The 10,932-nt window shown below is 69.2% G+C and carries 10 protein-coding genes; 5 read left to right on the top strand and 5 right to left on the bottom strand.

Features of this window, described 5'->3' with window-relative positions; translation table 11 throughout:
* Positions 1-236 precede the first annotated feature (236 nt).
* Positions 237-1,127, bottom strand: a complete 891-nt coding sequence (locus HCC78_RS15670) for a hypothetical protein (protein WP_172329731.1) — start codon at positions 1,125-1,127, stop codon at positions 237-239.
* A 357-nt stretch (positions 1,128-1,484) separates the two neighbouring features.
* On the opposite strand from HCC78_RS15670, the gene prpE reads away from it, so the two are divergent.
* Complete coding sequence (gene prpE / locus HCC78_RS15665) at positions 1,485-3,380, top strand: propionate-CoA ligase PrpE (protein ID WP_172329730.1); 1,896 nt, start codon at positions 1,485-1,487, stop codon at positions 3,378-3,380.
* A gap of 1,812 nt (positions 3,381-5,192) precedes the next feature.
* On the opposite strand, the gene HCC78_RS15660 is transcribed toward prpE, so the two are convergent.
* Together HCC78_RS15660 and HCC78_RS15655 are read right to left on the bottom strand one after the other, a co-directional pair.
* Positions 5,193-5,456, bottom strand: coding sequence for a hypothetical protein (locus HCC78_RS15660; RefSeq protein WP_172329729.1), 264 nt, complete (start codon positions 5,454-5,456; stop codon positions 5,193-5,195).
* 45 nt (positions 5,457-5,501) lie between these two features.
* On the bottom strand, positions 5,502-6,269 hold the full coding sequence (locus HCC78_RS15655; RefSeq protein WP_371743844.1) for an NAD kinase: 768 nt from the start codon (positions 6,267-6,269) through the stop codon (positions 5,502-5,504).
* Positions 6,270-6,451: 182 nt separating this feature from the next.
* Here HCC78_RS15655 and glyA point away from each other — a divergent pair, with 182 nt between their 5' ends.
* Positions 6,452-7,747: a serine hydroxymethyltransferase gene (gene glyA, locus HCC78_RS15650; RefSeq protein WP_172329728.1), complete on the top strand. Its 1,296-nt coding sequence runs from the start codon at positions 6,452-6,454 to the stop codon at positions 7,745-7,747.
* Between the two features lie 266 nt (positions 7,748-8,013).
* Positions 8,014-8,898, top strand: a complete 885-nt coding sequence (locus HCC78_RS15645) for a calcium-binding protein (protein ID WP_172329727.1) — start codon at positions 8,014-8,016, stop codon at positions 8,896-8,898.
* A gap of 135 nt (positions 8,899-9,033) precedes the next feature.
* Here HCC78_RS15645 and HCC78_RS15640 read toward each other — a convergent pair whose 3' ends face one another.
* Positions 9,034-9,420, bottom strand: a complete 387-nt coding sequence (locus HCC78_RS15640) for a hypothetical protein (protein WP_172329726.1) — start codon at positions 9,418-9,420, stop codon at positions 9,034-9,036.
* Between the two features lie 123 nt (positions 9,421-9,543).
* Between HCC78_RS15640 and HCC78_RS15635 the strand changes: the two genes are divergently transcribed.
* Positions 9,544-10,314, top strand: a complete 771-nt coding sequence (locus tag HCC78_RS15635; protein WP_172329725.1) for an alpha/beta fold hydrolase — start codon at positions 9,544-9,546, stop codon at positions 10,312-10,314.
* Here HCC78_RS15635 and HCC78_RS15630 read toward each other — a convergent pair.
* The gene (locus HCC78_RS15630) at positions 10,302-10,484 is read right to left on the bottom strand and encodes a hypothetical protein (RefSeq protein WP_172329724.1); all 183 of its coding nucleotides are present in this window, start codon (positions 10,482-10,484) and stop codon (positions 10,302-10,304) included. The genes HCC78_RS15635 and HCC78_RS15630 overlap by 13 nt on opposite strands.
* 159 nt (positions 10,485-10,643) lie before the next feature.
* On the opposite strand from HCC78_RS15630, the gene HCC78_RS15625 reads away from it, so the two are divergent.
* A complete protein-coding gene (locus tag HCC78_RS15625; RefSeq protein WP_172329723.1) occupies positions 10,644-10,922 on the top strand; it encodes a hypothetical protein in 279 nt (92 codons plus the stop codon).
* The last annotated feature ends 10 nt before the right edge of the window (positions 10,923-10,932 follow it).

Raw genomic sequence — 10,932 nt, 5'->3', positions numbered from 1 at the left:
CATTCCTCAACTGCTCCACGGCACTCGGCATCCCGATGACGGTGGCCGCAGGATAGGTGTGCCCGGGGAAAGGGAGATTGCGCTCGCCAGCTGATTTATCCAGCAGCGCCGCATGTCGGCCCGACAGCGTGCCGGGCATGATCGCAGATTGCCGCGGTCCCGCCGATGCTGGACCCAGGGCAGGCATGCAGCCGCCCGGAGCATGGCGCTGACGTCCCTGCGCCGTCCGGAACTGCTCAGTAGTATCCGACCAGCTCGACACTCCCGCCGGGCCGCGAGTGGTAGATCACCGCGCAATCGTCGGTCGGCTCGTCGCAGAGCGCGGGATCGACCGCTATCTGCAGATCGGTGGAGAAGTTCGGGATCGGCAGCACCAGATAGCTTTTCCCGCGCACTGTCAGGGCCGGGACCATGCTCCCGGGCCCGAGAGTGTAGAGGAAGGTGAAATCGCAATACGGCCCGGTGCAGAAGGTCTCCGCAGAATTGCAGCCCGCCTTGCTCCAGTCGATCACCGCGTCCTGCACGCCGTCGCCGTCCAGGTCATGGGACCGGACCAGCCCGTCGCCGGCAGAGAAGGCGACGCCCGCAGCACGGCAGACCGGCTCCATCCGTTGCATCGCATAGCTCACGGGATCGGCCACCCGCGGCCGCGGCGCGGGACAGGACTCCTGCACCTGCGCGATCGACCTGGCCGACCCCAGCAGCGTGAAATCCAGGCTCCGCTCGCCCCGCCCCTCGTCATAGGTCAGCAGCGCGCGGTTGCCGCGCTTCAGCGCCTCCACCAGCGGGGCGTCGCGCGCGGCGTCCCAGCGCGCGACGGCCGGACTGCCCGGCGCGACCGGCGGCTCGAAGCGCAGCGCCTGCACGGTTCCTCCGTCCACGGAAATCGTCGCCTCGACCGGTCCGGAGAGCGGCAGCGAGGACTGGAAGGCCAGGCCCAGCTCCTGCCGGTCGGAACACAGCAGCGACAGGCAGGTCAGCCCGCCATCGCCGAGATCGCAGATCGCCGCCGCGCGCTGGCCGCCGGGGCCGCCCGAGAGGTAGTTCCAGTTTTCGGCGCGCAGCGCCGCCGGCAGGCAGAGCAGCAGCGCCAGGAGAACGGGGCGGAGAAGGTCAGCGGCGGGCATGGGCATTCCTGAGAGTCATCCGGGGGCAAGGTAGTCCCGACATGGTTAAGAGTTTGCGACCCTGCGCAACCCCTCCCGCGCCCGCCGAATCGCCTCCGGCCCGGCGTTAGCGCCGGACAGGCACGCAGCACCCCCCGGAAGGTGCCTTCAATACATTGACAGCAAAGATTTTTATTGGAAAATTCATTTACAAATCCTCCTCCCTCCCGGATTTGCGAGCGCTAGCACCGCCAATGCGGTCCGGAAACATGACCAATTATGAAAAATGCATGTCTGCACCTTCGGTTGCGGCAAATCAGCCACGTTGCGGGACGGATCGCAACGGATACCCTTGCGCCCAGGGATAAGGAGGAAGGCATGTCGTATTCTGACATCTACGCCGCATGGCAGGGAGATCCGGAAGGCTTCTGGATGGAGCAGGCGGGTGCCGTCGACTGGATCAAGGCGCCCTCGAAGGCGCTGTTCGACGAAAATGCGCCGCTCTACGAATGGTTCGCCGACGGCGTCTGCAACACCTGCTGGAACGCGGTGGACCGCCATGTGGAGGCCGGGCGCGGCGACCAGGTCGCGATCATCCATGACAGCCCGGTCACCCATTCCAAGCACGAGATCACCTACAGCGAGCTGCAGAGCCGCGTCGCCTCGCTGGCTGGCGCGCTGCGCGCCAAGGGCGTGGAGAAGGGCGACCGCGTCGTGATCTACATGCCGATGATCCCCGAGGCGCTGGAGGCGATGCTGGCCTGCGCCCGCCTCGGCGCGGTGCATTCGGTGGTCTTCGGCGGCTTCGCGGCGAACGAGCTGGCGGTGCGGATCGACGATGCCAAGCCCAAGGCGATCATCGCCGCCTCCTGCGGGATCGAGCCGGGCCGCGTGGTCCATTACAAGCCGCTGCTCGACGGCGCGCTGGCCGTGTCCAAGCACCAGCCGGACTTCTGCGTGATCTTCCAGCGCGAACAGGAAGTCGCGCATCTGGAGGAGGGCCGCGACGTCGCCTGGCACACGTTCCAGTACGGCGTCGAACCGGCGGACTGCGTGCCGGTCAAGGGCAGCGATCCGCTCTACATCCTCTACACTTCCGGCACGACCGGCCAGCCCAAGGGCGTGATCCGCCCCAATGGCGGGCACATGGTGGCGCTGCTGTGGACGATGAAGAACATCTACAACGTGCAGGCGGGCGACGTGTACTGGGCCGCCTCGGACGTGGGCTGGGTCGTCGGCCACAGCTACATCTGCTATGCGCCGCTGCTGACGGGCTGCACCACCATCGTCTTCGAGGGCAAGCCGGTGGGCACGCCCGATGCCGGAACGTTCTGGCGGGTGATCGAGGAGCACGGCGTCAAGATCCTCTTCACCGCGCCGACCGCGCTGCGGGCGATCAAGCGCGACGATCCCAAGGGCGAATATGTCGGCAAGTACGACCTCGGCTCGCTGCAGGCGCTGTTCCTCGCGGGCGAGCGCGCCGATCCGGACACGATCGAATGGTCGCAGAAGCTCCTGAACGTCCCCGTCATCGACCACTGGTGGCAGACCGAGACGGGCTATGCGATCGCGGCGAACCCGCTGGGGATCGAGGAAATGCCGGTCAAGCTGGGCTCGCCTTCGGTGCCGATGCCGGGCTACGAGGTGCATATCCTCGACGAGGGCGGCCACGAGGTGCCGAACGGAACGCTGGGCGCCATCGCGATCAAGCTGCCCCTGCCCCCCGGCACGCTGCCGGGGCTGTGGAATGCCGAGGAACGGTTCAGGAAATCCTACCTCACCCATTTCCCGGGCTACTACGAAACCGGCGATGCGGGGATGAAGGACGAGGACGGCTATCTCTACATCATGGCGCGCACCGATGACGTGATCAACGTCGCCGGCCACCGGCTGTCGACGGGCGGCATGGAGGAAGTCCTGGCCGCGCATCCGGATGTCGCCGAATGCGCGGTGATCGGCGTGTCCGATCCGCTGAAGGGGCAGATGCCGATGGGCTTCCTCTGCCTCAACAAGGGCACGGACCGCGACCCGGACGAGATCGTCAAGGAAGTGGTCAAGATGGTTCGCGACAAGATCGGCCCGGTGGCGGCGTTCAAGCTGGCCTGCGTGGTCGACCGCCTGCCCAAGACCCGTTCGGGCAAGATCCTGCGCGGCACCATGGTCAAGATCGCCGACGGCCAGGAGTTCAAGGCCCCGGCCACGATCGACGACCCGGCGATCCTCGACGAGATCAAGGGCGCGCTGTCGAATATCGGCTACCCCAAGGCGGGCTGAGCCCGGGCCGGGCGGGGTCCTCCCTGCCCGGCTCCGCGCCGCCGATTTGACATCCCAACAGTATCCGGACCGAATTCGCGCAGCCGTTCCCGGCGGTTCCTCAGGCGTTCCCTCCCTTAGGGGCCGGAACCAGCGCACCCGGAGACCCGCGAGCGCAACCCCGCAGGTCCCGCTCTGCCTTCGCCTGCCCGGTACCTGCGGCGGAGGCACCGGGTCTGCGCCTGCCTCCCACGGGTCCTGTCCCGGGCCTTGTCCGCCGCGCCCGGCTGTCCGGCCCGTCCGGGACCTCCGCCCCGCCAAAGGCGGCCCGCGCGCCTTGCGACCAGGGCTCTGCGGGGACGCCCGGGGCAACGCCGAGGCGGTCGCGCAGACCCTCGGGTCGGCTCGGATCATCCTCGCCGGCATACCCGATGGCTGCAGCACCCGCAGCGGCCTCCTGGCCGCGGCGCAGGGCAACCGGACCACGGCGATCACGCAGGGGGATTGCGGCGGCCGAGCAGCCGCGGCGACGCGGCGGACCGGATGCCCCGCCGGCCGCGGGCGACCGGCGGAATGCCCGTGTCTCCGCCTTCAGCAGCGGAACCCTGATGCGGCCCGCGGGAAGGTGGCGCCCTTCCGGCATTTCGGCCGCCTGTGCCGGCACGTCCGCGGCACCGGAGTCATCGCCTCCGGCACAGGCGCCGCGCCCCTGGTCGGCCTGCGGCTGTCCCGGTCCCCCGTCGGCGCCAACTGTCCCGGCCCGGCGCCGCCGCGTCCACCCCGGTGCCAGGCCCCGACGTCTCCGTCACCGGGGGTGACCGCTGGGGCAACGGCAGACGGCATCCACGGCACCGGGATCTCCGGCGGCGCCGATGCCCCCGCCCGCGGGCCGGACCCCGGCGCGACCGGCGGCACCTTCAGCGCGCGCGGCAGCGAAGGCCTACATGCCGGCGCCTTCGAGGATCGTCCGGCCCGGAGCCTAGGGCCAGCTGCTCCGTCCGATCCCGCCGCTGGCGCTCTTGCCGGCAGCCGCGCGCAATTGCGCCGGACTCCACGACGTCTGGCCGCGTGCCGCTCGCGAAGGAGACCAGCCGGCCGGCAGAGGCGATTCCTCTCCGGTGCGCGTGCGGCCAGAGCTGGGCCGCGCGCTGTTCCATGCAGGCCAGCGGGAAAAGGCGCGGCACGCATGCGAGCCGGTGTTCCAGGCCAACGGCCTGTCCACCACGGTCCGCTGCAACGCGCCGGCCGGTCCCCCCCGGGTCGACGCCCATCGGGGATGAGCTGGAGCCTCGCTGCCGCCGCCACCGGGCTCCGCGGCAGCCGCCGCTGCTGGAGAGACCGGATCGCGCACCGGGTGTTCGGCGGCGATCTGCCCTTCGAGATCGAGCGCCGCCGCGAGCGCACGCGGGAGCTTGGCTTTGCCGTCCCGGCCCGGGTCTGCCGCCCGGTGCCGCTGCCGGAGCGGCCGGGCCAAGCCGTCACCGGCTTTGCCGTGCCCTTCGCTTTCGGCGGCCATGCCGGCAGGAGGCGCTACCTAGAGAACTGCGCGACAGCCGCCCGGGCCAGACGCTCACCGCGATCCTCAGTCCGGGCTGCCGTGACATCACCGGACAGCGCTTCGGGATCTGGCAGGGCGGCGAGGGCTCCCCAGGCAAATGGCGGGACGCGGCCGCGCCCGTCCTCTCCGCGGCGGCCGGATGCGCCCTGATCGGCAAGTCCGGGAGAGCAGCGGATGGCACCGCGACCCGGAGGCGCTCGGCACGGGCACCAGCCTCGGCGGCCGCGCAGCGATCTCGGCCACGCTCTCGGCCACAGCCCGCGAGCCCGCCGCCATCACGGCGGACAGCTGCGCACCGGCCCGGCCGTCACCCGCAGCTTCGATGCCGCCTTCGGGCCGAGCTTCACCGCCGCGGCCGGAACCTGGTGGCGCAACTTCCTCCATCCCCCAACCCGGCCCTTGCCGACGATCCCGACGAGCGCGACTGGCTGGCGATCCTGCGCATCGTGAAGGCCGGACCGGTCCCCGCCTTGCGCATCAGGCCCCACCCGGAGATCGAGCCGCGGCAGCTGGAGAGCGGCACCGCAGCCGTCAGCCATGGCGAGACGCGCGTCCTTGCCGGGCTCAGCCGGGCGTTCCGGCGCTCAGACGAACTGCTCGCGCAGCAGCCGCTCCTCCAGCCCGTGGCCCGGATCGAAGAGCAGCCGGTGGCGGATGTCGCCGCGGCTGCGGATGTCGACCGAGACCACGTTGCGCACCTGGCGGCTGTCGGCATCGGCCATCACCGGACGCTTGGCGATCTCCAGCACCTCGAAGCGGACATGCGCGGTCTTGGGCAGGAGCGCCCCGCGCCAGCGCCGCGGCCGGAAGGCCGCCATCGCGGTCAGCGCCAGGACATCCGCCCCTATCGGCAGGATCGGCCCGTGGGCGGAATAGTTGTAGGCCGTCGACCCGGCCGGCGTCGCCACAAGAGCCCCGTCGCAGACCAGCTCGTCCAGCCGCTCGCGCCCGTCGATCAGGATGCGCAGCTTGGCCGCCTGCGGCCCCGCGCGCAGCAGGGACACCTCGTTGATCGCCAGCCGCCGGTGTTCCTCGCCCGCCTCGTCTATGGCGCGCATTTCCAGCGGGTTGATGACCTCCTCCGCCGCGCGGGAGACCCGCTCGATCAGGTTGATCACCGAGAACTCGTTCATCAGGAAGCCGACCGTGCCGCGGTTCATGCCGTAGACCGGCAATCCCATGCCCTCGGTCTCGTGCAGGGTGGTCAGCATGAAGCCGTCGCCGCCGAGCGCGACCACGACATCGGCGCGGTCGATCGGCGCGTTTCCGTAGAAGCGGGACAGTTCCTGCAGCGCCGCCTGGGCGACCGGCGAGGTACTGGCACGGAACGCAATTTTCAGGTCCTTCGTCACTCGGCCCCCCGGATGTCTGCCCTTCCGTCATCGCGCGCGGCCACGCGAAACTCAAGTCCCGGGACCTGCGACAGACCGGATCCGGACGTTTTGCCCACAGGGGGGCTTTGCTCCGGCGGGGATCGGATATAAAGACGCGCATCCCAACCAGCCCGAGCCCACCCGCAGAGGGAGAGACGACCATGAATGCACCGCATCGCGACCAGGGATTTTTCACCGAGTCCCTCGCAGACCGTGACCCCGAACTGTTCGGCGCCATCACCAAGGAGCTGGGCCGCCAGCGCGACGAGATCGAGCTGATCGCGTCGGAGAACATCGTCTCCAAGGCGGTGATGGAAGCCCAGGGCTCGGTGATGACCAACAAGTACGCCGAGGGCTATCCGGGCCGCCGCTACTACGGCGGGTGCCAGTTCGTCGACATCGCCGAGAACCTGGCTATCGACCGTGCCAAGGCGCTCTTCGGCTGCGAGTTCGCCAACGTGCAGCCGAACTCGGGCTCCCAGGCCAACCAGGGCGTGTTCCAGGCGCTGATCCAGCCCGGCGACACCATCCTCGGCATGAGCCTCGATGCGGGCGGCCACCTGACCCACGGCGCGAAGCCCAACCAGTCGGGCAAGTGGTTCAACGCGGTGCAGTACGGCGTCAACCGCCAGACCCAGACCATCGACTATGACGAAGTCCAGGCGCTGGCCACCGAGCACAAGCCGAAACTGGTGATCGCCGGCGGCTCGGCCATCCCGCGCCAGATCGATTTCGCCAAGATGCGCGAGATCGCGGACAGCGTCGGCGCCTTCCTGATGGTCGACATGGCGCATTTCGCCGGCCTCGTCGCGGGCGGCGCGCATCCCTCGCCCTTCCCCTATGCCGACGTGGCCACCACCACGACGCACAAGACCCTGCGCGGCCCGCGCGGCGGCATGATCCTCACCAACAGCGAGGAGATCGCCAAGAAGGTCAACTCGGCCATCTTCCCGGGCATCCAGGGCGGCCCGCTGATGCATGTCATCGCCGCCAAGGCCGTCGCTTTCGGCGAGGCGCTGCGCCCCGAGTTCAAGACCTATGCCGAGCAGGTCGTGAAGAACGCCCAGGCACTGGCCGACCAGCTGATGAAGGGCGGGCTCGACACCGTCACCAACGGCACCGACACCCATGTCGTTCTCGTCGACCTGCGCCCGAAGGGCGTGAAGGGCAACGCGACCGAGAAAGCCCTCGGCCGCGCGCACATCACCTGCAACAAGAACGGCGTTCCCTTCGATCCGGAGAAGCCGATGGTGACCTCGGGCGTGCGCCTCGGCTCCCCGGCCGGCACGACCCGCGGATTCGGCGAGCCCGAATTCCGCCAGATCGCCGACCTGATCGTCGAGGTCGTTGACGGTCTCGCCGCCAACGGCGAGGACGGCAACGGCGAGGTCGAAGAGGCGGTGAAGGCAAAAGTGGCGGAACTGTGCGCCCGCTTCCCGATCTACCAGGACCTCTGAAGCCGGCAACTTTGCGGCATCGGACGCTTCTGCGGGCCCCTCCAGGGGCCCGCTTGCATTTTGCGCCACACCGGCGGCGCAGGGCTGCCCGGATTGCGCCCCATTCCGGACACAGCCACTAACACACTGTTCCTGTTGAAATTTTTTCGGCAACCCCGGCAAAATTCAGGACTTGTTCAGACCCCCAGGTGCATAAGCGTCCTCGAAACGGGCGCTTAGGTTGTGGGGGCCAAGTCCGCTTCGCGCAACATTCTGGGTGGGTAGCCATGATCAATCTGTACGATGCCATCGAATGGCAGTCGGTCCCCTTCGCCGTTCCTGCAGCCACCGCCGCGGATGCCGACGTATCCGCCGCCGGGCCCGACCTCGATGCCCCCGCGGGTTTGTCCCAGACCCTCGCGGACAGCGATGCCGGGGCCGGCACCATCTTCGGCAGCGACCGCAACGACAACATCCGCGGCCGCGGCGCCGCCGAGACCATCGAGGCCGGCGAAGGCAATGACCGCGTCAATGGCGGCGCAGGCGACGACACGATCCTGGGCTCCTGGGGCAATGACAGCCTGCTGGGCGGCGACGGCGCCGACTCGATCCACGGTTCCTGGGGCGAGGACATGATCCGCGGGGGCAACGGCGACGACATCCTCTCGGGCAGCCATGGCGCCGACTACATCTCCGGCGACCGCGGCAACGACGTCATCAGCGGCGGCTGGGACGACGACCGCCTCTACGGCCGCATCGGCAACGACATGATCGACGGCGGCGGCGAGAACGACCTGATCCAGGGCAACCAGGGCCGCGACACCCTGCTGGGCGGCACCGGCATGGACACGCTGCGCGGCGGAACCGGCAATGACGTGCTCGAGGGCGGCGCCGACGACGACGTGATCTGGGGCGAGCAGGGCCATGACACCATGACCGGCGGCAGCGGCGCAGACACCTTCGTCTTCGCCCGCGCCCCCCAGGGCCATGACGTGATCACCGATTTCAATGCCGACGAGGACGTGCTGCGCATGCATTCCCCGAACCAGGACTTCACCCTGGACATCGTCGGCTTCGACACCGTGATCAGCTACGGTGCGGACCATGCCAGCACCATCACCCTGGAATGGGTGAACCTGACCGCATCCGACATCTCCATCGAGTGGTTCTGATCCGCCCGGACGCGGATCTCCGGCCCTGCGAGATCCGCCGGATCCCGGGGCCAGGCGCCCCCGGCCCGCTTCCCGCGCCCCGGACCTGACGCGCCTCCGGCAATTCGGACCTAACGGGCCGCCGGCAGTGCCGACCTAACGGGCGTCCGGCCCGATCATGCCCAGGATCGCTAGCACCGCAATCACCGCAGCAATGCCCAGGAGCAGGTTGAAGGCCAGCTCGGCCGCCAGGGCCCGCCAGGCCTGCGCGCGGTGGCGGGCAGGGTCGTACTCCGACAGCCAGACATGCGCCCGGCGGTAGCAGCCCTCCAGCCGCCCAAGATCGACCTTGGACTGCAGCCGCGGGTTCTCCGAAAGCCGCTCGGCCTCGGCGATCTCCTGCAGCGCCCGGCGCACCCGCCGCGGCACGCGCCGCCCGATCCCGCGGACCTGTTCGCCCAGCCCGGCATGGGCCAGCCCCAGCTTGGCATGGAGCTGCGCCGACAGCGCGCCCGACATCTCGCCGATCCTGTTCTCCTGCATCGCGGACCCTCCCGCGCACAGATTGTCACCATCGCGCGGGCGTGTCGCCGCGCGTCGGCCGCCGGGCCTTGACCTGTTGCCGGAGGGCCGCAATACCGCAGGGCACAGGCAAGGGAACAGGCCATGCTCAACATCATCCGCCACGGCACCGCCGAGACCGGAACGCCGCTCCTGATCGTGCACGGGCTCTTCGGCTCCGCCCGCAACTGGGGCGTGATCGCCAAGCGGCTCTCGGACACCCGGCCGGTCTACGCGGTCGACCAGCGCAACCACGGCGACAGCCCGTGGACGGACACCCATTCCTATCCCGACATGGCCGGCGACATTGCCGAGGCGATCGCGTCGATCGGCGGCCGCGCGGACGTGCTGGGCCATTCGATGGGCGGCAAGGCGTCGATGGTGCTGGCGCTGACGCAGCCCGAGCTGGTCAACCGGCTGATCGTGGCGGACATTGCGCCGGTCGCCTATGGCCACACGCAGATGCAGTATGTCCATGCGATGCGCGGCGTCGACCTGTCCAAGGTCGAGACCCGCGGCGATGCCGACCGGCAGCTGCAGGAAACGGTGCCCGAACTGCAGATCCGCGCCTTCCTGCTGCAGAGCCTCGACGTGAAGGAGAAGCGCTGGAAGCTCAATCTCGATGTGCTCGCCGCCGAGATGGACAAGGTGCTGTCCTTCCCTGAAACCGGCGGCAGCTTCGCCAACCCGACCCTCTTCCTGTCGGGCGGCAAGTCGGACTACGTGACGCCGGACCACCGCGGGGCGATCAAGGCGCTGTTTCCGAAGGCGCGCTTCGTCAAGATCCCCGGCGCGGGCCATTGGCTGCATGCCGAGAAGCCCCGCGAATTCGAGGCTGCGGCGCGGGTCTTCCTCGACGCCGGTCAGGCCCCGTAGAGCCGCTTCGCGAGAAACCACGCCACCGGCAGGGCGGCAACCGCTCCCGCGGCCGCCGCGCCCAGAAGCACGGCGGGCCCGTCGGCCCCGGCCACGAGCGCGAGGACAACGCCGGTCCCTGCAAGCGTGGTGGAAATCAGGCTGTAGAGAAGCGAGGCGAGGCGCAGCATGTCCGGTCCTTCCGCGGGATGGCCCCGTCCTAATCATGCATGGCCGCTGCCGCTTTGATCTCTGTCAGGCCGGGGCTGCTGATCTGGATCATGGCCTCCGGCGGCGGCCTGCCCTTAGGATGGCGCAGCTTCAACGTGCATCTTTGGGAGGAGAGCGCAATGATCAGCGTCCAGGACATCATCGACATGACGGATCTCACGCCGGACGAGATCGAAGCCGTTGCCGAGCACGAGCATCTGTGCCGGGTCAACGCCGCCGCGCTGGCGCAATACGTGCTGGAGCATCACAACGGCGCGGCCAAGGTGCAGGACATGATCTGCGACGACATCCGTGCGGCGCTGCACAAGGGCGACCTGCCCCATGCGCGCGATCTATTCGCCACGCTGCGGCATTTCATGGCCGAACATCCCGAGGCAGCGCACGGCATCCGGCAGTAGCCGGACCCGC

The sequence above is a fragment of the Mangrovicoccus sp. HB161399 genome (assembly GCF_013184745.1).
Taxonomy (GTDB): Bacteria; Pseudomonadota; Alphaproteobacteria; order Rhodobacterales; family Rhodobacteraceae; genus Mangrovicoccus.
This window is presented reverse-complemented; position numbering and strand designations above follow the sequence as displayed.

Coding starts and splice junctions, on each gene's coding strand:
- HCC78_RS15630 (WP_172329724.1), bottom strand. CDS start 10,484: ATGCTGCGCCTCGCCTCGCTTCTCTACAGCCTGATTTCCACCACGCTT.
- HCC78_RS15635 (WP_172329725.1), top strand. CDS start 9,544: ATGCTCAACATCATCCGCCACGGCACCGCCGAGACCGGAACGCCGCTC.
- HCC78_RS15660 (WP_172329729.1), bottom strand. CDS start 5,456: ATGGCTGACGGCTGCGGTGCCGCTCTCCAGCTGCCGCGGCTCGATCTC.
- HCC78_RS15625 (WP_172329723.1), top strand. CDS start 10,644: ATGATCAGCGTCCAGGACATCATCGACATGACGGATCTCACGCCGGAC.
- HCC78_RS15670 (WP_172329731.1), bottom strand. CDS start 1,127: ATGCCCGCCGCTGACCTTCTCCGCCCCGTTCTCCTGGCGCTGCTGCTC.
- glyA (WP_172329728.1), top strand. CDS start 6,452: ATGAATGCACCGCATCGCGACCAGGGATTTTTCACCGAGTCCCTCGCA.
- HCC78_RS15645 (WP_172329727.1), top strand. CDS start 8,014: ATGATCAATCTGTACGATGCCATCGAATGGCAGTCGGTCCCCTTCGCC.
- prpE (WP_172329730.1), top strand. CDS start 1,485: ATGTCGTATTCTGACATCTACGCCGCATGGCAGGGAGATCCGGAAGGC.
- HCC78_RS15640 (WP_172329726.1), bottom strand. CDS start 9,420: ATGCAGGAGAACAGGATCGGCGAGATGTCGGGCGCGCTGTCGGCGCAG.